Consider the following 26,689-nt stretch of genomic DNA (forward strand, 5'->3'; position numbering starts at 1 on the left):
GCCTCTGACACACGACATCATGGACAATCTATTCATCGCCGCCAGCGCCAGCTCTCCCGAAGTGGACTTCCGCTTCGACCAGCGCACGCTTTCGCTGAAGGGCGAATCCTATCCCGAGAACGCCGCCCAGTTCTGGGGCGAGATCATCACCACCTTGCGCCGCTTCCTGGCCGACGATGAGCAGGGCAGCACCATCACCGTCAACGTGGCGCTGGCCTACTTCAACAGCTCCAGCACCAAGATGCTGTTCTCGCTTTTCGACGCCCTGAACGAAAAGGCCGAAAGCGGCACCGAAGTGGTCCTGAACTGGTACCACGACGAGGAAGACGACACCATCTTCGAATTCGGCCAGGAGCTTCAGGAAGATTTCTCCGCGCTGGTCTTCCACGATCACGCGGTCCAGAGCTGATGGACGGCGGCGACCTTTTTGCGGCCGAAGCCGAAGCCCTGCATCGCGCCACAGCGGTGCTGGCCGATCCTGCCAGCGAGCCCGCCAGCCATCGTGCGGCCCTGGAAGAACTGGTGCAGCACTATGGCCAGCTGATGCGCCAGAGTCGCCGCCTGATTTCGCGCAGCGACCGCACCGAGCGCGAGCTGAACCTGCTCAATGCACGCCTGACGCAATTGAGCGATGAGCTCGATTACAAGGCGCGCCACGACAATCTTACGGGCGCCCTCAATCGCGGCGCCGTGTTCGAGCAGGCACACCGGATCCTGGAAAATTCGGCGATGTCGCTGATCGTGCTGGACATCGATTTCTTCAAGCGCATCAACGATGAATTCGGCCATCCGGCCGGCGATGCGGTGATCCGTGAACTGGTCGCGCGCCTGCGCACCGGGCTTGCCGGCCAGGGCGTCATCGGCCGCGTAGGTGGCGAAGAATTCACCATCCTGCTGGCCGGCGTGGCGCTGGAGCAGGCGGTGGTCCTGGCCGGCAAGATCCGCCAGGCCATCGCTGGCGAACGCTTCCAGTGCCTGCCGGCTCGTCCGGTCACTTCCAGCTTCGGCGTGGCCTGGGCGGCAGCGGGCACGGATTTCGAAGAAGCCTATGCGCGTGCGGACCAGGCCTTGTACCAGGCCAAGCGCAGCGGACGCAATCGGGTGGAATCGGAGGAGTCGGTCACCGGCTGAGCGCCGGTGGCCGTCATGGATGCAGGGTAGCGCGGGCAGGCAAGCCCGGGGCGGGTTCCTGCCCGGCCGGCTTTCTCAGTAACGGGTCATCGCTGCCACCAGCGCGGCCAGCGAGCCAGCATGCATCTTGCGCATGACCTGCTGGCGATGGGCTTTCACGGTGCGTTCGGAGGTGCCCAGTTCGGCGGCGATCTGCTTGTTGAGCCGTCCCTTCACCAATCTTTCCAGCACTTCGCGTTCCCGCCGGGTCAGGGTCTTGAGCCGCTGGTAGTGCTCCTGCCGCTGCTGCATCTGCGGGCCGGATTCGTCGAAGGGCATGAGCGCGCCACGGAAGGCCTCCACCAGCTGCTGGCGCAGCATCGGTTGGGGGCCGTGCTCTGCGGTGGATGCCAGCGGGATGTGTTGTCCTTCTTCCTGGAGGCCACCGTAGCGGGGCGCTTCCGGGGCATTGGCGGCCGCCGCACCGGTGATGACGATCAGGGGGCGGCCCAGTTCACGTTCATCGAGCAGCGAGCGCAAGCGCGGGGCATCCAGGTTCTGCATGTGAACTTCCAGCACCAGGCCGCCAGGGGCGTTGCCGTTGGTCTGTTGCAGGAACTGGTCGGCCGAGCGGTGGTGGGCGACGTGGAATCCGGCGGCTTCCAGCAGGCGGACCAGCGGTCCACCGTGGGAATCTTCACCACCGACGATATGAGCGAGATGTGCAGTTGTCATGTTTTTCTTCCTTGACCGATAGGAACGCATCGAACGGGTCTAATGGGCTTCACCGCTCCCTCGCCGGATGAGACTGTTGTAGTTGGCGAGGACATGCGGGAAGAAAAACGCAGTTTTACCGGGATGTCGAAAATAGTCGACGAAGCTCGAAATTCAGGCCGGTGAGTTCAAATTTATTCGGAAATTACCTCGTGATATTTCGAGAGTGTGTCGCAGTGCAATGTGCGATACGGTCGCGGCATGCCCCCATAAGCCCCTCAACGCGGAACGGAACAAGCGGACATTGCGCCTGGGGCCAAGTGGCCGAGGCGGTGCGGCGCCGGCATTGCGGCGTTGGGTGGGGCGGTAGTGTCAGCAGGTGCAGTGGCCGGCCGGGCGTATTGCCTGGTCAGGGCAGCGGGGCCGGGGCGGCGGTATCAACCTGGATCCCGCCAACGACCTGGGCGCGTCCCAGGGCTTTGGCCTGGTACAGGTTCTTGTCGGCCAGGGCCACCAGCGCGGCCGGCGTGCTGCTGTGGCCGGGGGCCTGCACCGAGGCCACGCCGATGCTGAGGGTGACGAATTCGCTGGCCTCCGAGCGGGCATGCGGCAGATGCAAGCGGGCCACGGATTCGCAGACGGCCTTGGCCAGCATCACGGCCTGCTCAGGGCCGGCCATGGGCAGGATGCAGGCAAACTCCTCACCGCCATAGCGCGCCACGCAATCGTAGCTGCGGTGGAAATTGCTGCGGATGGCGTGCGCCACGTCGGCCAGGCAGCGGTCGCCGGCCTGGTGGCCATAGTGGTCGTTGTATTTCTTGAAGTAATCGATATCGATCATCAAGAGCGACATGGCCTGGCCGGAACGCTTGCACAGCTCCCACTTCTCGGCCAGCTCGCTGTCGAACTTGCGGCGGTTGAACAGACCCGTGAGCGAATCGGTGACGGCGATATTGCGATAGAAATCGGATTGCAGCTTCAGCGTCAGGTGGGTCAGCACCCGCGCCTTGAGGACCGTGCCGTTGATGGGCTTGCTGATGAAGTCCACCCCGCCCGCATCGAAGCCCTTGACCTCGTCTTCTTCGCTTTGCAGCCCCGTCAGGAAGATCACCGGAATGCCCAGCGTGGCGGTGTTCTGCTTGAGCCGTTCGCAGGTCTCATAGCCGTTCAGGCCGGGCATGTTCACATCCATCAGGATCAGGTCCGGCACCACCTTTTCGCACAGCTCCATGGCCTGCATGCCGCTGGTGGCCATGAAGATCTCGTAGTCCCCTTTGAGCAGGGCATTGGCCAGGCGGATGTTGATGGGCTGATCGTCACACAACAGCACGCGCGGGCGGCTGCCACGCAGCGAAGAGAGTTCTTCCAGGATGCGTTTCAACGGGGTTCTCCGAAATGTTGATCGAGATGCGCCAAGGCTGCCGGAAAATCGAGTCGTTCGATCAGCGCCCACAACTGCTGGTAGCTGGGCTGTTGCAGCAGTCCATGGCGCTTGCCCAGCGCTTCAGCCAGGTCCAGTGCTTCGAGATTGCTCGACAATAACAAGGCCCGCAGTGCTTGCCTATCAGGAAAATCGGAAGCCTCTGCAGTGGCATCGGCCGGCTCCGCGCCAACCGGCGGCGTCGCCGTGCCAGGGGCAGTGGATATCCCCTGCAGCGCCTGCACCGCCAGTTGCTGCAAGACCACACCCGCATCGCGCCGTACCGCGCCCAACTCCTCTTTCCAGGCCGTGGGAATGACATTGGAGCTTGTACTTTGGCCAGCCCGGCACACGCGCTCGATCCCGGCGAAATACCCGGCCAGGCCACTGGCTCCGATGGTGGCACACAAGCCCTTGAGCGCGTGCGCGACCTGTTCGATGCCGCCTTGCGAGGACTGCGCCAGCGCTGCCTCGTAGTCCGCGAAGAGGCGCTGCAGTTCCGGCCCGGCAGCGTCCAGCGTGGTGCGATACACGTCACTGGCCTGGCGGAAGCGGCGCATCAGTTCGGCATGGGTGTCGACCTGCTGGCGATCGGCGGGCTGCTCTTCAACGGGCGTGGTCTCATCCGGCTCCCTCTCCAGCACAGGTGTGCTGCGGTCATGCTGGAGGTGCGACAGCAGTGTCGGCACCAGCGTGCTCACGTCGATGGGCTTGGCGATGTGGCCGGCCATGCCGGCATCGATACAACGGCGACGGTCTTCCGGCGAGGCGTTGGCGGTCATGGCCAGGATGGGGATGTGGCGCAGGTCCGGCTGGCGGCGGATGCGGCGGGTGGCTTCAATGCCGTCGATCCCCGGCATCTGCAGGTCCATCAGGATCAGGTCGAAGCAGCGTTCGGGATCGCTGGCCATGGCCACGCCCGCACTGCCGTTCTCGGCGCAGCTGACCTGCGCGCCGTACAGCGCGAGCAGGCCGGTGGCGACCTGGCGATTGACGGCATTGTCTTCCACCAGCAGGATGCGCACGCCCTCCAGTTCGCGTGCAGTCTCGCCGGCGGGCGGATGGTCGGCCGGCGTGGGCTGGTCCGCCGCGCGCGCCTGCGAGAGCGGCGTGGGGTCATCGATCTCCATGGACAGGTCGAACCAGAAGCGGCTGCCGCGTCCCGGTTCGCTGCTCACCTGCAGCTGTCCGCCCATGAGCTCTACCAGATGGCGGCTGATGGCCAGTCCCAGTCCGGTGCCGCCGTAGCGGCGGGTGGTGGAGGCTTCGGCCTGGGTAAAGGCATCGAAGATGTCCTGCAGGCGTTCCGGAGCAATGCCGATGCCGGTGTCGCTGACTTCTATTCGCAGCATCACCTGCCGGGCATTGTCCCCCGCCAGGCGCCGCAGGGCCACGTCGACGCGCCCCAGGTGCGTGAACTTGAGGGCGTTGCTGATCAGGTTCACCAGCACTTGCTGGAGGCGATAGACATCGCCCACCACGCGTTGCGGCAGGTCGCCATCCAGCACGATATCCAGGCTCACGCCCTCCTGCGGCGGGTTGCCGGCCAGGATCGCCGCCAGGTCGCTGCGGAAATGCTCCAGCGAGAACGGCTGCAGATCCAGGTGCACCTGCCGGGCATCCATCTTGGAGAAATCCAGCAGGTCATTGAGCAGGTTGAGCAGGGACTTGGCCGATATCTCGGCCTTGTTCAGGTAGTCTCGCTGGGCCGGCTGCGGTTGCGTTCTCTGCAGCAGCTGGATCATGCCCAGCACGCCATTCATCGGGGTGCGGATCTCGTGGCTGACGCTGGCCAGAAACATGCTCTTGGCGGAGTTGGCCTGTTCGGCCTTGAGGCGCGCTTCGACCAGGTTGTTTTCAAATTCGATGCGCTGGGTGATGTCCAGGTTGATACCGATCACACGCACCGGCACACCCATGCCGTTGCGGTCGACGTGGGCGCGTGCCTGCACGAAGCGGATGCTGCCGTCGGCGCGCACCACGCGAAACACCGGTTCGAACTCCCCGGTGCCGGCCAGCGCAGCCTGCAGGGCCGATTCCACATAGCCGACATCGTCCGGATGCACGCGCCTGCGCCAGCCTTCATAGGTGGTGACCTGGCCGCTGCTGCCATCGCCGATGCCGTAGATCTCGGCGATCTGGCGGTTGAATTCGAACGTGTCGCCGGCACGATCCCAGACCCACACGCCCAGCTTGGCCACTTCGGCGGCCAGCATGAGCTGGTCGCGAGCCGCCGCCAGCTCGGCTTCCTGCTGGCGCTGCAGGCTCATGTCCACGGCAATGTAGAGGTCGCCCAGGTGGCGCTGGCGGTGATCCAGCATGGACGTCTGCTGACGGGTGACCGGCAGCGTCACGCCATCCTTGCGGCGGTAGCGCAGGTCGCTCACGGCCTTCTCTTCCAGCGCCGCCTGGGCGCGGATGGCGGGATTGTTGAGGCGGCCCGAGAAGGCCTCTTCCTTCATCTGCCCGATCACTTCCTCGGCGCGATAGCCCAGCATCCGTTCGGCACCGCGATTGAACAGCGTGATCATGCCATCCGGTGCGGTGGCGATGATGGCCACGCCGGTGGCCGAACTGAGCACGTTGTTGAGCAGGGCATTGGCTTGCTGCACCTGGTCCAGCAGCGACTGGTTCTGTGCCAGTGCATCGCTGAGCTGGTTGCGGTTGTGGGTGATTTCGGTGACGTCGTGGGCCACCACATAGAAGCCGATCACCTCGCCTTCCTCGGTGATGTCGGGGATGTAGGTGGTCAGGACGTGCTTGTAACCGTTGACGGCATCGGTGAACGTCCGCTCGAAGGTCTGCTTCTCGCCGGCCAGCACGGCATCGATATGCGGCAAGGCCGATTCGAACAGCTCGTAGCCGACCAGGTCGGGCATGTACATGCCCGTGATCTCGCCGGGGCCGCGCCCGAAGACGCGTTCGTAGGAGGCATTGGCGAAGCGGTTGATGAGATGCTTGTCCCAGTAGCCGACCAGCGAGGGCATCACGTTGAGCACGGTCTGCAGCATGGTCTTGGCCTGGTGCAGCGCATCGGTGCGCTGTTGCACGGTCAGCTCCAGTTCCTCGTTGATGCGGTGCAGTTCACGTTCGATGCGTTTTTCGCGGGTCACATCGCGCAGCATGAAGGCTTTGCCGATCTGTTTTCCGCTCCTGTCGCGTAAGGGGAACAGCAGTGCCGAGGCATAGCCCACGGCTTCGCCCGGCAGGCTGATCACGTGTGGCGACTCGTGCCGGTCAGCGGCGGCGCCCAGGCCGGGTTGCGGTTGCAGCCCGCTGCGGCGCTGGTCCAGATCGTGCAATGCCGCGTGCGTGGACAGGGGCGTGCCCAGCGCCATGGATTCGGGTACCCGCAAGGTGTCGGTAGCGCCCTTGTTCCAGGAAGTGATACGGCCCTGGGCGTCGGTGGTCACGATGGCATCCGGTGAGCTGTCCACTACGGCGGCCAGCAGCGCACGTGCTTCCTGCAGCTTGCCTTCGCGGGTGGAGAAACTATGGTAGGCCAGGGCGATGGCTACGATGAGCATGACCAGCGTCGCGCACGAGAGCAGCATGGCGCGGTCGCTGACGAACTGGTGCGCATAGGTGTATTCGGGCGCCGCCCGCACGACCAGTTTCCAGGCTCGTCCGTAGAGGGGCAGCGCGGTGTCCAGGCTGACGGCGTCATTGAGCTGGTCAAAGCCGTCGCTGCGGAACAGTTCGACGGCGGGTTCGCCAGTGGCCACGTCCTCCACCCGGATCTCCAGCGAATGCATGCTCCAGCGCCGGTTCAGTTCGGAGAGGATGTCATGCACCGACAAGGGGGCATAGGCCCAGCCGATGATCTTGTCCTGGCGCTGTTCCATGGTCGGCGGGGTGAACGAGCCGGCATAGATGGGCAGCAGGAACAGGTAGCCGTTGGCGGTATTGCCTTGCCTTTGCACCAGCCTGATCGGCGTGGTCAGTTCGGCGCGGCCGGTGAGCATGGCGTGGTCGGCCGCCGAGCGGCGCTGCGGCGAGGAGGCGATGTCCAGTCCCAGCGCCTGGCGGTTGGGCCCGATGGGCTCGATGTATTCGATGACGTAGCGCTCGCCGGGATTGCTGGTCATCTCGGTAATGTTGGAGAAGAGGAAGTGATCCTCCCGCATCTTCTTTTCATAGGCCGCGCGTTCGGCCTGGGAGACATAGCGGATGAAGCCGAAGCCACCGGCCCAGGGGAACTCCTGGGTCAGGTCGCGGCTGTCCACGTAGCGCAGCAGCTTTTCCCGGTTCAGGTCGTTGGCCCCGATGGCCAGGATGGCACCTCGGGTGCCACGCAGTCCATGTTCATAGCGGCGCAGCAGGGATTCGATATCGTCGCGAATCCAGCGGCTGTCCCGCGACAGGCTGTCGTGCACCTCCCTCTGGTTCAGCTGGGACAGGCCGGCGACGCCGGCCAGCAGCAGACTCAAGGCGATCAGCAGGAAAAGTCCGGTATTTCTGGTGATTCTGGTCATGGTTTTCCATTTTTCTTGTGAAACTGCATCGCGTCCCCCAACGCGAACAGGCGCCATGCGCCTGAACGTCTTGCTGATTGCACCAGCCTCACGGCGCGTCGGCAATCGGGAAATTCCCGGGTGCACCCGCCAGCTGGCAGGCTTGCTTCGACGCCTGGGTGTTGCTGTACGAATGCTGATGCGTCAATGCAACAGGATCCTGGCCTTCAGCGGCATTTCATCGATCTCTTCAAAGCGCCGCAACCGCGCCAGGATGGCTTCGTCCAGCACGTGTTCCTTGTTCAGCAGCAACACGCCGGACCGGGTGCGCAGATCCTCGGCCAGCTTCATGCCCACGCGCAGGTCTTGCGGCGCCAGCAGGCGGGTCTGCTGTTCCAGTGCCAGCCGTTGTTCTTCCATCATGGCGATGAAGGTGTTGACTATCACCGGGTCATAGCGATGGCCGGCGTGCGTGCGCAGCATGGACAGGGCTTTTTCGGGACTCACGTTGTGGCTGGTGATGCCGCCATTGCACAGGCCCTCGAAGTCGCGCACCACGGCCAGGATGCGCGAGCCCATCGGGATGGCGTCGCCCGAGAGGCTTTCAGGCACGCCACGGCCGTCATAGCGCTCGTGCTGGTGGCGGATGATCTCGCCGGTCTCGGCCAGGGTCGGGATGGGCGTGAGCAGCATCTGGCCCTTCACCGGGTGCCACAGGAAACGCTGCAGTTCCTCGCTGCTCATCTTTTCGATGGGTTTCCTGACCAGTTCATCGGAGAGATCCAGCTTGCCGATGCCGTGCAGCATGCCGGCCATCATGGTGTCCTTGGCGTGGTGGCTGTTCATGCCCATGCGCAGCGCCAGCTGTTCGCACCAGCGCGCAATGCGGGCTGACTGGCCATTGGCCAGGCCGGCGCGCAGTTCACTGATGTCGGAGAACACGTGCAGCATCGAGAGGAAGGCCTTCTGTTCCTCTTCCTGGGCGTTTTCCAGGAACAGGACCGTCTGCCGCAGCTCTTCCGTGCGGGCTTGCACCTGGCGTTCCAGCTGCCGGTTGAAATCGGCCAGTTGCAGGTTCTGTTCGCGTACCTTGCGTTCCAGTGACATCTTCTGCTTGCGCAGCTGCTGTTCCTCCAGCGCGTGGGCCACGATCATGAGCAGCTCGCGGTCTTCCCAGGGTTTGGAGAGGTAATGGTGGATGCCGCCATCGTTGATGGCCGAGATGGTGCTGCCGATCTCGGAGTAGCCGGTCAGCAGGATGCGCATGGTGGCCGGCCATTGCTGCTTGACCTGGGCCAGGAACTGGGCGCCGTTCATGCCGGGCATGCGCATGTCGGAGATCACCAGGTCGACCTCCGCGCTGGCCAGGATATCGAGCCCGGCTTCGGCGCTGGTGGCCGTGAGCAGGCGGTAGCCCTGGGGCCGGAAGGTGCGTTTCAAGGCCGACAGGATGCTCTGTTCGTCATCGACCAGCAGCACGCAGGGCGGCGGCAGGGCGAACGGGTCGGCTTGTTGCAGGGTCTGGAGTTCCTGGCTCTGGATGGCGGTCATGATGCGTCTCCTGGTTCGTCCGATGCTGTGCTCGGTGGCTGGGCGCTGGCGGGATCGATGGGCAGTTCGATCCGGAAGGTGGTGCCTTTGCCCATTTCACTGCTGACATGAATATCGCCGCCATGCTTCTTGATGATGCCGTAGGACAGCGACAATCCAAGCCCGGTCCCGCTGCCGACCGGCTTGGTGGTGAAGAAAGGTTCGAAGATGCGGTTGATGTGTTCCGGCGCGATGCCGTGTCCGGTATCGCTGATGGAGACGGCCACGCGCTGGCCGCAGCGTTCGGTGCGGATGGTCACGCTGCCGCGTTCCTGGATGGCCTGGGCAGCATTGACCAGCAGGTTCATGAAGACCTGGTTCAGTTCCGACGCCAGGCACTTGATCATGGGCAGCTCGCCGTATTGCTTGATGATGGTGACCTTGTACTTCAGTTCGTTGTTGGCGATGTTGAGGGTACTGTCCAGGCCGCGATGCAGGTCGGCCATCTGCCAGTTGCTTTCGCCGGTACGGGAGAAATCCTTCAGGGACTGCACGATGTTCTTGACGCGTTGCAAGCCCTCGTTGGATTCAGCCAGCAGTTCGGTGACGTCTTCGCTCAGGAACTGCAGGTCGGCCCGTTCCTCGAAGGCCTGCATCTCCGACTGCGCCACGCTGGAAGGCAGGCTGCCGTTGGTGACGCACTGGTACAGCTTGATGCCTTCCAGCAGCGTGGCCACGTAGTTGCCCAAGGTGTTGAGGTTGGCGTTGACGAAGCCGATCGGATTGTTGATCTCATGCGCGACCCCGGCGGCCAGCTGCCCGATGGAGGCCAGCTTCTCGGACTGCATCAGCTGGGCCTGGGCCATCTTGAGCTGTTCGATCAAAGCGCTCTGCTCCTCGGCCTGGCGCTGCAGGGTGTCTTCCATCTGCTTGCGGCCGGTGATGTCGGTCATGAGACCGATCACTTCCAGCGGTGTCCCCTCGGCATCGCGAATCAGGCGCAGGGTGTCGTGCATCCACAGGTAGCTGCCGTCGTGGGTGCGGAAACGGTATTCGTAGATCTTCTGGTCCTCCACGAACAGCATGGCCAGGCTGGAGAAGATCGCTGCCGTGTCGTCGGGGTGGATGTGGTTGAACCAGAAGTTGGGATCGTCCAGCATTTCCCAGGGCTCGTAACCCAGCACGCGGGAGGCGTTTTCGCTCACGAAGGTGAGCTGGAAATCGCCCGAGGGCACGCTGCTGTAGATGATGGCAGGGGTATTGCCGATGATGTGGCGATACCGTGCGTTGGCCTTGACCAGCGCCCGGGTGTCGGGCGCGTCATCGGCATGGGTGCGTTGGCTGGCGCACTCGTTGGCCATCAATGCTTCGCTGTGTCCCATGTTCGCCTCCTCAGCGATGGCTCCGGATCAGGGGCTGGAGCCGCGCCCTCCAGGTCATGCGGCGCGGGGCAGGGCCATGCGCTTGTCTTCTTGCGTGGGCATGGCCACGACCGTCGCGGCCATGCCATCCAGGTTGAATACGCTGATGGCCTGGATCATCTGCTGCGTCGACTCTTCCAGGCTGCCGGCGGCGGCCGCAGCCTCCTCCACCAGCGCTGCGTTGCGCTGGGTCACTTCATCCATCAGGACCACGGCTTCGTTGACTTGCTGGATGCCGGTCTGCTGTTCGCCCGACGCGGCGGTGATCTCGGCCACGGCGGTAGCGGCCTGCGTCACCGAGCGCATGATGCCGCCCATGGTGTCGCGCATGTCGCCGGCCAGCTTCACGCCGGTGCTGACCCGCTGCGAGGATTCGTCGATGAGCAGCTTGATTTCCTTGGTGGCCTGGGCCGAGCGCTGTGCCAGGTTGCGCACCTCACCGGCCACCACTGCAAAGCCGCGTCCCTGCTCACCGGCGCGTGCCGCTTCCACGGCCGCATTCAAGGCCAGGATATTGGTCTGGAAGGCGATCCCGTCGATCAGCCCGGTGATCTGCTTGATCTGCTCGGCGCTTTTGTGGATCGCATCCATGGTGTCGTTGATGTGATGGATGGAGGCTTCGCCATCGCGCGTGGTGGCCAGCGCTTCTTCCACCAGGCGGTTGGCCTGGCGCGCGTTCTCGCTGTTCTGGGTCACGGTGGAGGCCAGCTCTTCCATGCTGGCAGCGGTTTCTTCGAGGCTGCTGGCTTGCGATTCGGTGCGGGAGGACAGGTCCATGTTGCCGCGTGCGATCTCGCCGGTGGCCTGGGCAATGTGCAAGCCGCTGCGGCGCACGTCGCCCACCGATGCCACCAGGTTGACCCGCATCTGTTCCATGGCCTGCAGCAGGGCGCCCATTTCATCGCGGCGGGCCTGCAGGTCGGCCGCGGACAGGTCGCCACCCGCGACCCGGCGCGCCTGCCCCACGGCACGCCGCAAGGGAGTGAAGATGCGCTTGGCCAGGGTCATGCGCAGCAGCGCCAGGCTGCCCAGGGCGGCGCCCGTGGCGACCAGGGTTGGCAGGCTGCTGGCGTGATCGGCGCACTGCCCGTTAAGGAAGGCCAGCGCACAGATGCCGGCCGCAGCCGTGCCCAGTCCCAGATCCAGGCGTGTCTTCAGCGAGACCTGCGAAACCTGGCGCAACTTGCCGCGCAGGCCGGTCGGCACCACTTCTCCGCGATGTACGGCGATGCGGGCGCCTTCCTTCTTCAGTTCCTGGTAGGCCTGCTCGGCGGCGGCGATCTCGGCGCGTGCGGGCTTGGTGCGGACCGACATGTAGCCGGTGCATTTGCCGCGTTCCCAGATGGGCGTGACGTTGGCCTTGACCCAGTAGAAGTCGCCATTCTTGCAGCGGTTCTTGACCAGTCCGGTCCAGGGCAGGCCAGCCTTGAGGGTGCTCCACAGGTCGGCGAAGGCCAGTTCAGGCATGTCGGGATGGCGCACGATGTTCTGCGGCGCACCGATGAGCTCTTCTTCCGTGAAGCCGCTGATGTGGATGAAGGTCGGGTTGACGTAGGTGATGCGCCCCTTGGTGTCGGTCTTGGACACGATGGAGCAATGAGCATCGATTTCGCGCTCTTGTTGAGTGACCGGCAGGTTCAGGCGCATGTTCATTCCCCGAAAAATTGTTTGATGGAATCATTAAAGCACAAAATCATTGAAATCGCTAAAAAAATGATTCTTTATGGGAATAAACGATAAATTCGTTGCTCCGACCCCACTGTGTTGTCAAGGCGAAAAGTCTGTTGCAGATCGTCGTGTTGACATCCTTTGTCATTGATTTTTAAGGATAAATGCTAATTGGCGCGGCCTTGTTGAGGCGCCTTTCCCAAGCATTGGAAAGACCGTTCCTTGATTCTTAAAATGATTAAATTGATTTAATTGTTTATTCGCGCTCTAATGATGAGCATCAGAAGGGAATTCCGGGGTGAACTGGTCGCGACGCAAGCGGCGGTACAAGGGGGAAGATGTGAACAACAAAAGCAAGGTGGTGGTCCTGACCATCATCGCCACCATCGTGGCGGCCACGGTGCCGGTGATCGGCATGCTGTGGCTGTCGCGCCAGGCAGTGATCCAGTCCGAACATGAACGCCTGGCTCGCTATGCGGAAAGCGTGGTGGACCGCGCCGAGGCCACCTTCCAGAACAGCCAGCGCGCGCTGCGGTCGCTGTCGCCCTTGCTGCTCTTGCCCTGCTCGGATGAGCACATCGCACAGATGCGGCTGATCGCGGTCAATTCCGGTGCCATCGAGGAAATGGGCTATTACGAGTCCGGGCAGCTGAAATGCACTTCCTGGGACCGCCGTGCCCAGGCGCTGCGCCGACCACCGCCGGAACTGGCCTTTACCACCGAGGACGGCATCGGTGTGGCGCTGGCCGAAAACTCCTTCGTCACCGACGGGCCCAGCATGATGGCGCTCCAGTACGGTGCTCACGTGGCGCTGGTCCAGCGGCAACGATTCATCGACGTGGTGCTGGAAGATGGTGTGCACGTGGTGCTGGCACGCAATGGTTTCGGGCTGGTCGCGCAATACGGCATGCCGGTGTCGGCCGGCATGGCCGGCCGCGCGCTGCGCGGGCTGGGCACCCAGGATTTCGATGGTTTCTTCGTCTCGACTGTCAGCCGCGATGGCTGGACCGCCGCCGCCATCATCGATGGCCAGCAGGTGGTGGAGACCATGACCAGCGAACAACGCTGGTTCCTGCCGGTGGGCGTGCTGCTGGGCCTGGGCCTGGTCCTGCTGGTGCTGCGGGTGTCGCAGGCACGCCTGTCGCCGCTGGCCGATTTGCAGCTGGCGGTGCGCAAGAAGGAATTCGTCGTCTTCTACCAGCCCATCATCGAACTGGCCACCGGACGTTGCATCGGTGCCGAGGCGCTCATCCGCTGGCGCAGGCCGGACGGCAGCATCGTGCGGCCGGACCTGTTCGTGCCGCTGGCCGAGGAGAGCGGCCTGATCCTGCCCATGACCGACCTCGTGATCGCCGCCGTGGTGGATGAACTGGGCGACACCTTGCGCGCTGACCGTGCACTGCATGTGGCCGTGAACGTGGCGGCCCAGGATATCAAGACCGGGCGCATCATCGACGTGGTCAGCCAGACGCTGGCCGGTACCGACATCCGTACCGAACAGCTCTGGATGGAAGCCACCGAGCGCGGCTGCATGGACATCGCCTCGGCCCGCGTGACGCTGGCGCGGGCGCGCGAACTGGGACATTCGATGGCGCTCGATGACTTCGGGACCGGTTATTCCAACCTGCAGTACCTGCAGGGGCTGCCCATGGATGCGCTCAAGATCGACAAGTCCTTCGTCAGCACCATCGGTACGGGCGCGGCCACCAGTGCCGTGATCGATCACATCATCGCCATGGCCAAGAGCCTGAACCTGTTCATCGTCGCCGAAGGCGTGGAAACCCTGGAGCAGGCCGCCTACCTGAGCGAGCACGGGGTCAATTTCGCCCAGGGCTGGCTGTTCGCCAAGCCCTTGCCGGCAGATGAGTTCATTGATTTCTATCGGTCCACGCTGGCCGATTACGGCACCGGGCCGGAGATCATCCGTGTCCCCGAGCCCGGCCTGGCCTGACCTGGCTTCCCCGCCATTCTTGATGGCCTGATCCGCCCACCGCGGATCAGCGTTGGCCCGAGCCTGTGCCCTGCATGCGCAAGGCCAGCGCCAGCGCCTGGTCCATCCCCGCCATGTGCCGCACCAGCATGGCCGGGATCATGCCCATGACGATGTCGGCCAGGGGCGCATTGCCATCATCCAGATAGGGCCGCAGGCGATGCAGCAGGGCCAGCAGCTCGGCATGGTCGCGGCGATGGGCACGGATCTCGCCGTAGCCGATCTGGTCCATCATCTCTTCTTCTTCCCGGAATCCTGCTTCGATCTGCGCTACCAGGGCCGCATAGGCGCTGGCAAACCGCGTCGGCGGCACCACCGCCAGCGCGGCCACGCTCTCCAGGACTTCACGATGCTCGGCATCCATCGCAGCCAGCAGGGCCGGGATGCCTTGGGCCGGTCCCTTGCTGCCGGCGCAAGGGACGAGGGAAACGACACGTTCAGAAGTGGGAACCATGGCCAGCCTCCTGGGACAGGACGACCGCACGCGGGTCGGGGCGGAGACATCCGCATCGCCGGCCCAGGCGTGCCGGAGGGATGTTCAGTCCTGATTCTAGGAGCCTGGTCTCGAAATAATTTGAGGTAGCTCAAGCCAGTCGGGATTGGTCAGGCGCTGGAGCCAGCCAGGCTGGCAAAAAGCCCCACGGCACCGGGAGGGTGGCGTGGGGCTTGTCCTGCCGGCCGACAGGGTGTCGGCCGTGCGCTTGTAAAAAGCGCCGTTCCTGGCTCTGCAGTAGGTGCCGTCAGGGGGGCAGCACCTTGCGCAGCATTGCTGCCAGTTCAGGCGGTGAAAACTTGGCGACGTAACCATTGGCGCCTACCGAGCGCACATGGTCTTCGTTGGCCGCGCCGGTGAGTGAAGAGTGGATCACCACCGGCAATTGTTTGTAGAGGTCCGAGGCCTTGATCTTGCGGGTCAGGGTGAAGCCATCCATCTCCGGCATTTCCAGGTCGGTCAGCACCATGGCGACCTTGTCGGTGAGGGGCTTGTGTTCCTGTTCCGCTTCGCGGGCCAGTTCCTGCAATTTCTTCCAGGCTTGCAAGCCATCGGTGGCCATCACATAGGGCAGCTTGAGATCGTTCAGGCATTGCTCGATGAGGGCACGCGCCATGCGCGAGTCGTCGGCCGCCAGTACCACCGAGCCCGGCTTGATCTTGAGTTCGTTGTTGCCCGGCGCGGGCGGCTGCATCTGTTCCTTGACCGGCGAGACCATGTTGAGGATCTGCTCCACGTCCAGCACCTGCACTAGCCGGCCACCGTCCTGGGCCGAATCGAGACGGGCGATGCTGGTGACCACGTTGCCGGAGGCATTGGAGTCGGCCGGCAGGACCTGGCTCCAGTCCAGGCGCACGATTTCTTCCACCGACTCGACCGCGAAGGCTTGGGTATGCCGGGCGAACTCGGTGATGAGCAGGATGTTCAAGCCGTGGCCCGGCTTGCAGCCAGCCACCGCCGGCAGGTCCACCACCGACATCACCTGGCCGCGGATGTTGACCATGCCCAGCATCGGGGAGCGCATGCCGGCGGCGGCGGTGATGTCCATCATCGGGACGATCTCGCGGATCTTGAAGACGTTGATGCCATACAGTTCGCCGGGCTTGTCGGTGGTCCCTTCGGGGTTGCCGAGGCGGAACAGCAGCAGCTCGAACTTGTTGCTGGAGGTCAGGTTGGTCCGTTCGTCGATTTCTTTTTGGAAGGCGTCCATGGTGTCCTCAGGTCTTCAGAATTGTTCCCAGTCACCGTTGTCGGCGCTGTCGTGCTGGCTCTTGGCCGGTGCCGACGGGCGTGCTGCCGGGGCTGACGGGGCGATGGCCTTGGGGCGCGCTGCGCTCACTGCCGGGCGTGCCGGGGTGATGTTGCGCGGGGCAGCGGACATCATGGTCGGCTTGGCGCTCACCGTTGCCGGCACGTCGCTGGCATCGAGGCGGAACACGCCCACCGTCTGGCTCAGGCGCGCTGCCTGTTCCTGCAGGGCCTTGGCGGCAGCGGCAGCCTGTTCGACCAGGGCGGCATTCTGCTGGGTGTTTTCATCCATGTGCACGACCGCATTGTTGATCTGCTCGATGCCCTGGCTCTGCTCGGCACCGGCGGCGGTGATTTCGGCCACGATGTCGGAGACGCGCTTGACGCTGGCCACCACCTCGTCCATGGTCTGTCCGGCTTCGCCGACCAGCTTGGTGCCGGTATCCACCTTGCTCACCGAGTCGTCGATCAGGGCCTTGATTTCATGCGCTGCGGAGGCACTGCGCTGGGCCAGCGAACGCACTTCCGAGGCGACCACCGCGAAACCGCGTCCCTGCTCCCCGGCTCGGGCCGCTTCCACTGCGGCGTTCAGGGCCAGGATGTTGGTCTGGAAAGCGATCCCGTCGATGACGCCGATGATGTCGGCGATTTTGCGCGAAGATTCATTGATGGCATCCATGGTGTGAACAACCTTGCCCACTACCTGGCCGCCGGCCTGGGCCACCTCGGACGCGGTCACCGCCAACTGGTTGGCCTGGCGGGCATTGTCGGAGTTCTGGCGTACGGTGGAGGTCAGTTCCTCCATGGCCGAGGCGGTTTCTTCCAGGGCACCGGCCTGTTGTTCGGTACGGGAAGACAAGTCCATGTTGCCGGTGGCGATTTCGGCCGAGGCGGTGCTGATGGTGTCGGTACCGATGCGCACTTCCTGCACGATGGTGAGCAGGTTGTCGTTCATCTGCTTCAAGGCGCCCATCAGTTGGGCGGTTTCGTCGCGGCCCGTGTTTTCGGGAATGCGGGCGGTCAGGTCGCCTTCGGCCACCTGGCGGGCAATCGAGACGGCCTGGGTCAGCGGACGGGCCACCAGGCGGGCAATCCACCAGGACAGGGTCATGGCCAGCACGACGCAGGTGGCGATCAGGGCAAAGATGGCCATACGGGCCTGTTCGTAGACGGTGCTGGCCTGCTGTTCCGAGACGGCCGCGCCTTTGCTGTTGACCTCGCTCAGTTCATTGATCTGGTCCTGCAGCTTGCGGTAGACGGGGGTGGAGTCGGTCATCAGGACGGCGTAGGCAGCCTGCTTCTGGCCATCGATGAACAGTTTCTCCATGCGGTCATGGGCGGCCTTGTAGGCGGCGATGTTGCGCTGGATTTCCGGGTAAAGCTCCTTTTCGCGCGGCTCCGAGATCAGGCTGCCGTAATGCGCCACTTCCTTTTCCAGCACGGCCATCTGCTTGTTGCCACGCTCACGTGCAGCCTGCTCTTCCTTCTTGTCTTCAGTCAGCACTTGCTGCATGTCGAAACTGCGCGAGCGCGCCAGTGCCAGGCTGATCTTGGACAGGGTGTCGATGCTGGGCAGCCAGTTGCGCGCGATGTCGGTGGAACTCTGGTTGACCTGCGCCAATTGCGCAATGGAGAAACCGCCCAGCGCCACGATGAACATCAGCACGACGAGGAAGCCGGCATTGAGTTTGTGGGCGATCTTCAGATCGTAGAACCATTTCATGATGACACTCCTGATAAATGCGCCGTGTTGGAATATTCATGTGCGCTCAGGAACCATCATAAGACGGCTAAACAAATAAATCAAATAAAACGATTTAATCAGTTGTTTTATTTTCGTAAGGATTTTCCTGAATTCAACTCAGGTTTATCGATCTCAGGCTTTTTGCAGCCACTTTTCCACGGCATTCATCAGGCCGACCTGGGTGAAGGGCTTGCTGAGGTAGTCGTCCATGCCGGCATCGAGGCAGCGCTGGCGGTCGCCTTCGATGGCGCTGGCGGTCAGGGCGATGATGGGCGTGCGCGGGCGGCCATGGGCTTGCTCGAAGCTGCGGATCTCGCTGGTGGCCTGGTAGCCGTCCATGATGGGCATCATGCAATCCATGAGCACCAGGTCATAGTTGCCGTTGCGGATGGCCTCCAGCGCCAGCTGGCCGTTCTCCACCTCCTGCAGGATGCAGCCGCGCCGCGCCAGCAGGATGCGCAGCAACTGGCGGTTGATCTCGGTATCCTCGGCCACCAGGATGCGGGCGCCGGTCAGGGCAGAGGGGGCGGCCGTGGTGGTCGGCGTCAGTGGGGCGAGCGGGTTCACCTGGGCCGGCGATACCGGTGCAGCGGGGGCAGGGCTGGCGGCGGGTTGCGGGGCAGGTGAAGCATCATTCTTCATGGCCGCCTGCGGCGGCGCCTCGGGGCGATCGGTGGCCACGCCTTCCGGGCAAAGGATGTCGAAACTGAATTTGGTGGATTGTCCGGGCACGCTCTGGCAGGCGATCTTGCCGCCCATCAGTTCCACCAGGTTCTTGCTGATGGCCAGGCCCAGTCCGGTCCCGCCAAAGCGGCGCGAAATCGAGGTGTCGGCCTGGGTGAAGGGCTGGAACAGCTGGGCCAGGGCTTCCGGGGAAATGCCGATGCCGCTGTCGGCCACGGTAAAGAAGACCCGCCAGCGCGCAGGCGTGGATTCTTCCCGCTGTGCCGACATGCTCAGCCGCACGTAGCCGGCCTGGGTGAACTTGATGGCATTGCTCAGCAGGTTGCCCAGCACCTGCTTGAGCCGCGACGGGTCGCCCACCAGGCAGAGCGCGTCGTCGCAATCGATGCGCACATCCAGCTGCACCTCCTTGTTGTGGATCGAGGGCCGGTACAGCTCGGCAACTTCGCGCACCAGCCGCGCCGGATGGAAGGCCACGCCCTCCAGATCGAGCTTGCCGGATTCGATCTTGGAAAAATCAAGGATGTCGTTGATGATGCGCACCAGTCCGCCGGTGGCGCTGTGGATGCTGTCGGCATAGTGCTGCTGCTTGCTCGACAGGCCTGACTCCATCAGCAGTTCGGACAAGCCCAGGATGCCATTCATGGGCGTGCGCACTTCATGGCTGACCATCGCCAGGAAGCGCGACTTGGCCTGGTTGGCCTGGTCTGCTTCTTCCTTGAGATGCAAGGCCAGTTGCGCATCCTGCTCGCGTCGCTGGACCTGGCGCAGGGCCATGCCAAAACCGCCGATAAGGCCCACCAGGCTGATGGCGGCCACCAGCATCAAGGGATACATCGACTCCAGCCATTCGGTGAAATAGACCTTGTCGGTGACCCCGATCTCCAGGTACATCGGCGCATTGCGCACCGGCCGGTGGATACCCAGCCAGTGCGCCTGCATGAAGTAGTAGGGTTGCTTGGCGCTGGTGCCGGCCGGGCGCGGCAGGTGCAGGTCAGCCAGCGGCTTGATGTCGCGCCGCACCGTGGTGTCGTGCACCAGGGATGTGGTGATGAGGGGCTTCTCGTCTTCCCGCGCCAGCAGGATGGAAAAGGGCTTGTCCTTGGTCACGGCACTGAAGAACTCTTCAAAGAACGAGTTGGGCAGGGCCACCACCACGATGGCCAGCATGCGGCCCTGGCGGTCATTGATGCGGCGGGTGAGGTAGAAGGTCGGCACGCCGGCCGCGCGCGAATTGACGGTTTCGCTCAGGAAATCCTCGGTCGAGGCATTCTGGCTGTGATGGAAAAAATAGTCGCGGTCGGTCAGGTCCAGCGGCGGCGCCGGGAATACCCGCGACAGGCTGACGATGCGGCCCTGGGCATTGCTGATGCCGATGCCCGAGATGAAGGGCAGGCCGCGGATCTTTTCGCGCATGGTGCGGGAATACTCGGGCGTGCTGACGTGTTCGCGCAGCTGGGTGTCGTCGTTGACGTTGGCGGCTTCGATGTCGGACTGGATGCTGTCCAGCACCAGCCGGGCCGAGGAAATAGTCTGGGCGGTGCTCTCGGCGAGCACCGTGGAAAGCGTGGCGAGGTCGTTGCGCCAGTCGTTGAGGCTGGCACGGTACAGCAGGCTGCCGGAAATGATGACAGTGGCCGCCAGCAGCGCCAGCAGCAAGGCGCCCAGGGTAACGGCGGACTTGCGGATGCGCGGCGGGGCGGGAAGCGGGCCGGAGGCGGGCGTGGAGGGTGTCATGGACGGGCAGGCAGGGCAGGAAGTGCCCCCGCAGGTCAGGACTGGGGCTGCGAGCGCGCGCAGCGCCCGATCTCATCCAGCACCGGTGCAAAGCTGGCCTGCAGCTGCACCAGGTCCTCCGGACGCGGTGACTGTCCTTGACGGGCGGCCTGTTCGGTCTGCTGCAGCAGCGCCGTCAGCGGCTGCGCCTGGAACATGGCACTCATGCCTTTCAAGGCATGGCTCTCATGCCGGATGCGCTCGGCGTTGCCGGCCAGGGCCGCTTCTTGCAGGCGGGCGAAGATGGGCGGCGCGCTCTCCAGGAAAGTGCGCGCCAGCGACGCCACGGTGCCGGCGTCCCCGCCCACGGCATCGAGCAGCTGGCTCGGGTCGATATGGTGATAGTCGGTCAGTGGCTGGCCCGGTTGCACGGTATTCCCCTCTCTTCTTTGCGGCCGATTACTTCGGCTCTTGCAGCGGCAATGTGAAGCTGAACGTCGATCCTTGATGTTGTTTCGACTGTAACATGAGTTGGCCGCCCATGAGCGTCACGAGGCGCTGCGCAATGGTCAGTCCCAGGCCCGCGCCGTCCCTGGCGCGCTGTTCGCTGTCATCAGCCTGGGTGAACTTCTCGAAGATGGTATCGACTTGTCCGGCGGCAATGCCGATGCCGGTGTCCTTGATGCGGATGGCCAGCTGGTCGCTGCTGCGGTCGACTTCCACCAGTACGCGCCCGGTGTCGGTGTAGCGCACGGCGTTGCCGATCAGGTTTTCCAGCACGCGCAGTACCTTGCGCTGGTCGCATACGATGATCTGCGGAACATCGTCGCTGATGCGGCATTCCAGCTGCAGGCCCTTGGCTTGGGCGCCCTGGTAATGGCGGGCGATGGCCTGGCTGACCAGTTCGCGGATGTTCTCGGGTTCGCTGTGCACGGCCACGCGGCGGTCTTCCAGGGCGGTCACTTCGAGGATGGACTCGACCAGTCCCAAGAGGCGGTTGCCGCTGTCATGGATGGCGGTGGCGTATTGCGCCAGGGGCGACTCGCCCAGCTCTTCGCGCAGCGCATCCGAATAGCCCAGCACGCCGTTGAGCGGAGTTCGGAATTCGTGCGACATGTTGGACAGGAAGCGCGACTTGGCCTGGCTGGCCTGCATGGCTTCCTGGCGGCTCTTGACCAGCGAGCCGGCCATCCAGATCAGTGCGGCATTGAAGAGCAGCACGGCCAGGGTGATCAGCGAGGCCAGCGTCAGCGTCCGGTTGCGTTCGCGGTAGTAGGGGCCCAGGCGCTCTTCGATGTCGATGCCCACCGAGGCGTAGAGCGGATAGTCGCGCAGCTTGTGGAAGGCGTAGATGCGCTCGCGGCCATCGATGCGGCTGGCTGCCTCGATCACGCCATTGCCTTGTGCCAGCATGGCTGCGAGGACTTTGCTGCCGTTGACTTGCTCGCCCATGGAGTCCATGTCGCCGGTGCGCCGTACGCGGGCCACGCCGTCGCCACCGAGCAAGGTGATCACGCCGTGGTGGCCCACATCGATCTGGTGGTACAGGCTGGTGAAATACTGCGGATCGATGGACACCACGATCACGCCGCCAAAGCTGCCGTCAGGACGGTTGATGCGGCGCGTGAGCTGCAGCGACCATTTCTTGGACACGCGCCCCAGCACCGGCTTGCTGATGAAGAGCTTGTCCTCGCCGCCTTGCATGTGCACCTGCACGTGTTCGCGGTCGGCCAGGTTCATCGGGGTAAAGGGTTTGCTGGAGAGCACCACGTCACCCTTGGCGTCGACGATGGTGAAGAGGTTGTAGACATTGCGCGCCACCAGGCCGTTGGAGATTTCGGTGGCCAGGTCCAGTGACTGGCCGCGCTCGGCATAGCGATAGCGCAGGTAGAGTGCGGCCTGGTCGGCAGCCTCGACAGTGCGGTAGGCGTGTTCGAGGAACAGCCGCGACAGCGACTGGGCATCGCGGCGGGCATCCTGCAGGTGGTTCTCGCGGCTGGCGTTGAGTTCCTTGAACGCGCCCAGCCACAGGCCGCAGATCAGCAACAGCGAAAACAGGCCCAGGGCCAGGCGCAGGTCGATGCGCACGAACCGGAGGGAGAGAGGGGGGTGTTTCCGGTCATCCATGGCACTGCTGGCCTTTCCTGTGTGGGCCCTTAGCGGGTCTCGCGCTCCCTGCGGGCACAGCAGGCCCGCATGTAACCGCGCAATTCATCAAAATTGACCGGTTTGGGGAAAAACACCACCCCGGCCGGGATACCACCGCGCATGGTCATCTCTTCCTCGTCCAGGCTGCTGACGATGGCAATGCTCACATCCTGCAGCTCCGGATCGTGGAGGATGGTCTTGACCACTTCGTAGCCATCCATGCCTTCCATCACGATATCGGCCAGCACCACATCGGGTTTGCTGCGCGCGATCTCCAGCAGCGCCTTGTAACCGTTGTCGCAATACACCAGGTCCAGCGGCAAGCCCCAGGAACCCATTGCACCGGCATAAAGCTCGCGCTGCAGCCGGTTGTCTTCGATCACCAGGACTGCCGTGCGGCCGTTGCCAGGGCGTGGCGCCGCACTGCTGCGGCCATGTTCTGCGGCCTCGCCCGCCGACGACGAGCCGGGCGTGGACTTGTAGGCATGCACGGCCGCCAGCGGAATGCGGCGATGTCCACCCTTGGTCTTCCAGGCCTCGATGATGCCGGCCTCCACCAGTTGCTGGACGGAGGACACCGAGATACCCAGGATGTGCGCCGCTTCCTGCGTGGTGCACACCTCGGAGCTGGTTGTCTTTGCGGTTTTCATAAATTCATTATCGGTATTTTACCCAAATAAATCAAATTCATTATTTAGAATTTGAATTCGGTATAATCGGTTTTCGACGAAAAGCAACAGTGCTGCCTTCAGGCAAGACTTTCGCGGCCCATTATGCAGAGAATTTCGTGACTTCGTCAGATTTTGTGTATTTTGCCTGCTTTTACCGGATCCGGCAGCTTTATCGCGCCATGGGAGCGGCGCCCGGGAGCGTCACAGGGTATCCAGCTGGCTGCGCAGGTCGGCGGCGCGTTGTTGCAGGGCCTGGACATCCCCCGCCTGCATTTTCCTGATCTGCTGATAGGCCATGCCCATGCGCGGGTTGTTGCCGAAGGTGGACTGGTGGCGCAGGAAGAAGTCCCAGTACAGGGCGTTGAAGGGGCAGGCATCGCTGCTGGTCTTTTGCTTGGGATCGTAGGCGCAACCCTGGCAATAGTCGCTCATGCGGCCGATATAGGCGGCGCTGCTGACGTAGGGTTTGGTGGCGATGATGCCGCCATCGGCCCATTGGCTCATGCCCAGGGTATTGGGCAGTTCCACCCACTCGAAGGCATCGATGTAGATGCCCAGGTACCAGTGATGCAGTTCCTTGGGATCGAGTCCGGCCAGGAGCGCGAAATTGCCGATCACCATGAGGCGCTGGATGTGATGTGCATGCGCCGTCTCCAGTGACTGGCCGATGGCGTGGCGCAGGCAGTTCATGCGGGTCTGGCCAGTCCAGAACCAGGCCGGCAGCGGCAGGCGGTGCGCCAGGGCGTTGCGTTCCTCGTAGCCGGGCATCTGCGACCAGTAGATGCCGCGCACATATTCACGCCATCCGATGATCTGGCGAATGAAACCTTCCACCGCCGCCAGCGGCGCGCGGCCTTCCCGATAGGCCTCCTCCGCGCGGCGCACCACTTCCAGCGGATGCAGCATCTTCACATTGAGCGCGAAAGACAGCAGCGAGTGAAACAGGCGCTGGGCCTTGCTGCTCATGGCGTCTTCATAGTCGCCGAAATGCGGCAGGACAGTCGTGATGAAATGATCGAGATGCTGCAGGGCTTCGCTGCGGTCCAGCGGCCAGCGCAGCTGCGTGGCCTGGGGGTCGCCGAAGCTGCGTACGCCTTGTGCCTGCAGCATCTCCCACAGGGCGCCATGGTCGTGGGGCTGTCGCCAATCCCGGGGCTCGGGGGGATTCCCGGGCCAGCGTTTGCGATTGTCATGGTCGAAATTCCATTGGCCGCCTTCAGGCTTGCCATCGGCATCGAGCAGCAGCTCGAAGCGGCGCCGCATCTGCCGGTAGAAATGTTCCATCAGCCACTGCTTGCGGCCTTCGAAGAGGCGCGGCAGTTCGTTGCGGGCGGTGAGGAAGTGTTCACTGTCGACCACGGCGGTCGCGCCCTGGTGGGCGTGCGCCCAGGCCTCGCCCCACTGCCGCAGGGCCTGGTCGACGCGCCATTCATCGGGCGACTGCCATTGGATGCAGCCAGCCTGGTAGTGCGCGGCCAGGGCATCGAGATTGTCTACCAGCGACTGCCGGTTGCTGGGGTCGTCCAGCCGGATGTAGCGTACCCGGTGGCCCGACTCGCGCAAGTGCTCGCCGAAGGCACGCATGGCCGCGAAGATGGCCAGGATCTTCTGCGCATGGTGCAGCACGTAATCAGTTTCGGAACGCACTTCCATGAGCACGTAGACCACCCCGGGATCGGGCTGGTCGAACCAGGAATGCTGTGCGTTCAACTGGTCGCCCAGGATCAGGCGCAGGGTGGAAGCGGGAGTGGCTTGCGCGTCGGTCTTTTTCTTCATGATCTGCGAACGGAAAATTGCTCAGGCAGCGTGCTGGCGCCCATAGCGCCCCAGTGCCACGAAGGCCGCCAGTTTCAGCACACAGGGCAGGGCCGCGTAGACCAGCGGCAGGCTGCTGCTGGGCCCTTGCCCGGGCTGGTAATCCAGCGCCGACAGCAAGGGCAGGGCAATGCCCGCCAGTGCCAGCGCCAGCTTGCCCAGCATGGTCAGGATGCCGAAGGCCGCCCCCACCGAAGCGCGCTGCGTGACCACGCGTGCCAGCAGGACGGGGGGCAGCAGCAGGTCGGCACCCAGCGCGGCGCCGGTGGCCAGGCAGACGAGCAGGAAAGCCCAGCGGTCCCCCGGCCCCAGCAGGACCGCCCCGACGAAGCCGGCAATGGAGAGCATCATGGCCTGGCGCCAGCAGGCGATGGTGCCGACGCGGCGCGCCAGGGCGCTCCACAGCGGCAGCCCCAGCGCGGCCGCGCCGAAGTAAGCCGCCAGGAAGCCGCCGGCCAGCGCGCGTTCCTGGAGTTGATCCTCGATGAAGAACAGCGCCAGCGTGGCCGGAATGGCGGCCGACAGCGCATTGAGCAGATAGGGGGGCAGCAGCGAACGAAACGCCCGGTTGGCCCACAGTGCGCGCAGCGAAGCGCCCCAGCGCTCGCCCTGCGCCATCATTGGCGGGGCCGGCTGGCGCAGCAGCAACAGCAACGACAAAGCCAGCACCGCGCCAAAGAACAGGCAGTACCAGGTGATGCGCTGGTCGATCAATGCCGGATCGGCGGCCAGGATGCCGACCGGCACCACGCTGGCCAGGATCACCCCGGCCAGGCCCGCGCCTTCACGCCAGGGGACGGCGCGCAGGCCTTGCTCCGGCAGGCGCGAACCCCACGAGAGGTAGGCAATGCTCAGCATGCTGTGCGCGCCATAGGCCAGCACCAGCATCGCCACCAGCCATACCATGGCGGCCTGCGGCGAGGACGGCGGTTTCCAGAGGCAAATGAAGGCTGCTGCAAGCACCACGCCTGCGGCCGCCATCCAGCGCTTCTGCCGTTGCGCCGAGCGATCCAGCAAGTGACCAAACAGGGGATCCTGCAGCATGTCCAAGAGGCGCGCGGCGAACAGCACCCAGCCCAGCGGCGCCAGGGCCAGGCCCACATGGCTGGCGTAATACGCCGGGATCTGCACGAACAGCGGCAGCGCCGCCATGGCCAGGGGCGCGCCCAGCATGCCATAGGCGGCGTTGCTCCAGCCGGAGGCGGGCGCAGGCGAGGCTTGCGGCACTGCGCTCAAGGCGCCTCCCCGAGCAGGCGTCGGCGCAGGTTTTCATCGCGGCTGGGCTGGCCCAGCCAGATGTTGAAGAAGGAGCGAGCCAGTTCCGGATCGGCAATCTCGGCCAGCATCTTGTCGCGGTCATACAGGCGCATGCCGCGCTGTGGCAGGTAGACGCCGACCAGCTCGTCACCATCGGCCACGTCGACGAAGGCGCGGTTCAATTCGCTCTTCCAGCGCGCCAGGGTGGTGCCGGCGATGGGGGCCGGGCTCATGCGCTGGATCTCTTCGATGGAGGTGGAGGCCAGCTTGTCGCGGCTGATCTTGACCTTGTAGTCCAGCTGCAAGGCAAACGGCTGGCTTTCATCCAACGGTTTCTGCGGCGCCCACAGGGTGGCCTGGTAAATGCGGAAACCCAGCCAGGTCATGGTGCCGCTGCCCACCGTCTGCAACTGCGCCGGCAGGGCCTCGCGCCAAGGCTGGGCGGCCTGTGCGGCGCGGCCCGGCCAGAGCGCGAACAGGGCCAGCAGGAAGGCGCAGCACGCCAGGCGCAGCGGCTGGCAGTCAAGGGCACGGACGGTGGCGTTGGACATCGGATGTCTCCTCATGGGCAACAAGATGACTACCAGTATAAGATAAAAGCTACCA

Annotated in this window: 19 protein-coding genes; 3 read left to right on the forward strand and 16 right to left on the reverse strand. The window is 64.0% G+C overall.

Features of this window, described 5'->3' with window-relative positions; genetic code table 11:
- The first annotated feature begins 19 nt into the window (after nt 1–19).
- Nucleotides 20–409, forward strand: a complete 390-nt coding sequence (locus FYB76_RS05200) for a DUF1987 domain-containing protein (RefSeq protein WP_088755620.1) — start codon at nt 20–22, stop codon at nt 407–409.
- The gene (locus tag FYB76_RS05205) at nt 409–1,131 is read left to right on the forward strand and encodes a GGDEF domain-containing protein (protein ID WP_088755619.1); all 723 of its coding nucleotides are present in this window, start codon (nt 409–411) and stop codon (nt 1,129–1,131) included. The genes FYB76_RS05200 and FYB76_RS05205 overlap by 1 nt, the downstream gene beginning before the upstream one ends.
- Nucleotides 1,132–1,206: 75 nt before the next feature.
- Here FYB76_RS05205 and FYB76_RS05210 read toward each other — a convergent pair whose 3' ends face one another.
- From FYB76_RS05210 to FYB76_RS05235, 6 genes are all read right to left on the reverse strand, one after another.
- Entirely contained in the window at nt 1,207–1,845 is a 639-nt protein-coding gene (locus FYB76_RS05210; RefSeq protein WP_088755618.1) for a response regulator transcription factor, read from the reverse strand.
- Nucleotides 1,846–2,233: 388 nt separating this feature from the next.
- The gene (locus FYB76_RS05215; protein ID WP_154132899.1) at nt 2,234–3,205 is read right to left on the reverse strand and encodes a diguanylate cyclase; all 972 of its coding nucleotides are present in this window, start codon (nt 3,203–3,205) and stop codon (nt 2,234–2,236) included.
- Nucleotides 3,202–7,719, reverse strand: coding sequence for a CHASE domain-containing protein (locus FYB76_RS05220; protein WP_154132900.1), 4,518 nt, complete (start codon nt 7,717–7,719; stop codon nt 3,202–3,204). The genes FYB76_RS05215 and FYB76_RS05220 overlap by 4 nt, the downstream gene beginning before the upstream one ends.
- 183 nt (nt 7,720–7,902) lie before the next feature.
- Nucleotides 7,903–9,249, reverse strand: a complete 1,347-nt coding sequence (locus tag FYB76_RS05225) for an HD domain-containing phosphohydrolase (protein WP_088755615.1) — start codon at nt 9,247–9,249, stop codon at nt 7,903–7,905.
- The gene (locus FYB76_RS05230) at nt 9,246–10,610 is read right to left on the reverse strand and encodes an ATP-binding protein (RefSeq protein WP_187697678.1); all 1,365 of its coding nucleotides are present in this window, start codon (nt 10,608–10,610) and stop codon (nt 9,246–9,248) included. The genes FYB76_RS05225 and FYB76_RS05230 overlap by 4 nt, the downstream gene beginning before the upstream one ends.
- A 54-nt stretch (nt 10,611–10,664) precedes the next feature.
- Nucleotides 10,665–12,296: a PAS domain-containing methyl-accepting chemotaxis protein gene (locus tag FYB76_RS05235; protein WP_154132901.1), complete on the reverse strand. Its 1,632-nt coding sequence runs from the start codon at nt 12,294–12,296 to the stop codon at nt 10,665–10,667.
- 361 nt (nt 12,297–12,657) lie between these two features.
- Here FYB76_RS05235 and FYB76_RS05240 point away from each other — a divergent pair, with 361 nt between their 5' ends.
- On the forward strand, nt 12,658–14,268 hold the full coding sequence (locus FYB76_RS05240; protein ID WP_370516303.1) for an EAL domain-containing protein: 1,611 nt from the start codon (nt 12,658–12,660) through the stop codon (nt 14,266–14,268).
- A gap of 46 nt (nt 14,269–14,314) precedes the next feature.
- On the opposite strand, the gene FYB76_RS05245 is transcribed toward FYB76_RS05240, so the two are convergent.
- From FYB76_RS05245 to FYB76_RS05290, 10 genes are all read right to left on the reverse strand, one after another.
- Nucleotides 14,315–14,761 carry a bacteriohemerythrin gene (locus tag FYB76_RS05245; protein ID WP_154132902.1) on the reverse strand — a complete coding sequence of 149 codons (447 nt, stop codon included), beginning with the start codon at nt 14,759–14,761 and terminating at the stop codon, nt 14,315–14,317.
- Nucleotides 14,762–15,047: 286 nt separating this feature from the next.
- Nucleotides 15,048–16,010 carry a chemotaxis protein gene (locus FYB76_RS05250; RefSeq protein ID WP_154132903.1) on the reverse strand — a complete coding sequence of 321 codons (963 nt, stop codon included), beginning with the start codon at nt 16,008–16,010 and terminating at the stop codon, nt 15,048–15,050.
- 15 nt (nt 16,011–16,025) lie between these two features.
- Complete coding sequence (locus FYB76_RS05255) at nt 16,026–17,771, reverse strand: methyl-accepting chemotaxis protein (RefSeq protein ID WP_154132904.1); 1,746 nt, start codon at nt 17,769–17,771, stop codon at nt 16,026–16,028.
- A gap of 153 nt (nt 17,772–17,924) precedes the next feature.
- Nucleotides 17,925–20,213 carry an ATP-binding protein gene (locus FYB76_RS05260; protein ID WP_154132905.1) on the reverse strand — a complete coding sequence of 763 codons (2,289 nt, stop codon included), beginning with the start codon at nt 20,211–20,213 and terminating at the stop codon, nt 17,925–17,927.
- A 35-nt stretch (nt 20,214–20,248) separates the two neighbouring features.
- A complete protein-coding gene (locus FYB76_RS05265) occupies nt 20,249–20,623 on the reverse strand; it encodes an Hpt domain-containing protein (protein WP_088755609.1) in 375 nt (124 codons plus the stop codon).
- A gap of 28 nt (nt 20,624–20,651) precedes the next feature.
- Nucleotides 20,652–22,319: an ATP-binding protein gene (locus FYB76_RS05270; protein ID WP_195724573.1), complete on the reverse strand. Its 1,668-nt coding sequence runs from the start codon at nt 22,317–22,319 to the stop codon at nt 20,652–20,654.
- A gap of 29 nt (nt 22,320–22,348) precedes the next feature.
- Nucleotides 22,349–22,990, reverse strand: a complete 642-nt coding sequence (locus FYB76_RS05275; RefSeq protein ID WP_154132906.1) for a response regulator — start codon at nt 22,988–22,990, stop codon at nt 22,349–22,351.
- 222 nt (nt 22,991–23,212) lie between these two features.
- Nucleotides 23,213–24,787, reverse strand: a complete 1,575-nt coding sequence (locus tag FYB76_RS05280) for a cryptochrome/photolyase family protein (protein WP_154132907.1) — start codon at nt 24,785–24,787, stop codon at nt 23,213–23,215.
- Between the two features lie 21 nt (nt 24,788–24,808).
- Nucleotides 24,809–26,062, reverse strand: coding sequence for an MFS transporter (locus FYB76_RS05285; RefSeq protein WP_154132908.1), 1,254 nt, complete (start codon nt 26,060–26,062; stop codon nt 24,809–24,811).
- On the reverse strand, nt 26,059–26,634 hold the full coding sequence (locus FYB76_RS05290; RefSeq protein WP_088755605.1) for a chalcone isomerase family protein: 576 nt from the start codon (nt 26,632–26,634) through the stop codon (nt 26,059–26,061). The genes FYB76_RS05285 and FYB76_RS05290 overlap by 4 nt, the downstream gene beginning before the upstream one ends.
- Nucleotides 26,635–26,689 lie beyond the last annotated feature (55 nt).

This window comes from Herbaspirillum sp. CAH-3 (assembly GCF_009668275.1).
Classification (GTDB): domain Bacteria; phylum Pseudomonadota; class Gammaproteobacteria; order Burkholderiales; family Burkholderiaceae_D; genus Herbaspirillum; species Herbaspirillum aquaticum.

What these genes read in the sequence shown, in the direction of transcription:
- FYB76_RS05200 (WP_088755620.1), top strand. Translation starts at nt 20, where the DNA reads ATGGACAATCTATTCATCGCCGCCAGCGCCAGCTCTCCCGAAGTGGAC.
- FYB76_RS05205 (WP_088755619.1), top strand. Translation starts at nt 409, where the DNA reads ATGGACGGCGGCGACCTTTTTGCGGCCGAAGCCGAAGCCCTGCATCGC.
- FYB76_RS05210 (WP_088755618.1), bottom strand. Translation starts at nt 1,845, where the DNA reads ATGACAACTGCACATCTCGCTCATATCGTCGGTGGTGAAGATTCCCAC.
- FYB76_RS05220 (WP_154132900.1), bottom strand. Translation starts at nt 7,719, where the DNA reads ATGACCAGAATCACCAGAAATACCGGACTTTTCCTGCTGATCGCCTTG.
- FYB76_RS05225 (WP_088755615.1), bottom strand. Translation starts at nt 9,249, where the DNA reads ATGACCGCCATCCAGAGCCAGGAACTCCAGACCCTGCAACAAGCCGAC.
- FYB76_RS05230 (WP_187697678.1), bottom strand. Translation starts at nt 10,610, where the DNA reads ATGGGACACAGCGAAGCATTGATGGCCAACGAGTGCGCCAGCCAACGC.
- FYB76_RS05235 (WP_154132901.1), bottom strand. Translation starts at nt 12,296, where the DNA reads ATGCGCCTGAACCTGCCGGTCACTCAACAAGAGCGCGAAATCGATGCT.
- FYB76_RS05245 (WP_154132902.1), bottom strand. Translation starts at nt 14,761, where the DNA reads ATGGTTCCCACTTCTGAACGTGTCGTTTCCCTCGTCCCTTGCGCCGGC.
- FYB76_RS05250 (WP_154132903.1), bottom strand. Translation starts at nt 16,010, where the DNA reads ATGGACGCCTTCCAAAAAGAAATCGACGAACGGACCAACCTGACCTCC.
- FYB76_RS05255 (WP_154132904.1), bottom strand. Translation starts at nt 17,771, where the DNA reads ATGAAATGGTTCTACGATCTGAAGATCGCCCACAAACTCAATGCCGGC.
- FYB76_RS05260 (WP_154132905.1), bottom strand. Translation starts at nt 20,213, where the DNA reads ATGACACCCTCCACGCCCGCCTCCGGCCCGCTTCCCGCCCCGCCGCGC.
- FYB76_RS05270 (WP_195724573.1), bottom strand. Translation starts at nt 22,319, where the DNA reads ATGGATGACCGGAAACACCCCCCTCTCTCCCTCCGGTTCGTGCGCATC.
- FYB76_RS05275 (WP_154132906.1), bottom strand. Translation starts at nt 22,990, where the DNA reads ATGAAAACCGCAAAGACAACCAGCTCCGAGGTGTGCACCACGCAGGAA.
- FYB76_RS05280 (WP_154132907.1), bottom strand. Translation starts at nt 24,787, where the DNA reads ATGAAGAAAAAGACCGACGCGCAAGCCACTCCCGCTTCCACCCTGCGC.
- FYB76_RS05290 (WP_088755605.1), bottom strand. Translation starts at nt 26,634, where the DNA reads ATGTCCAACGCCACCGTCCGTGCCCTTGACTGCCAGCCGCTGCGCCTG.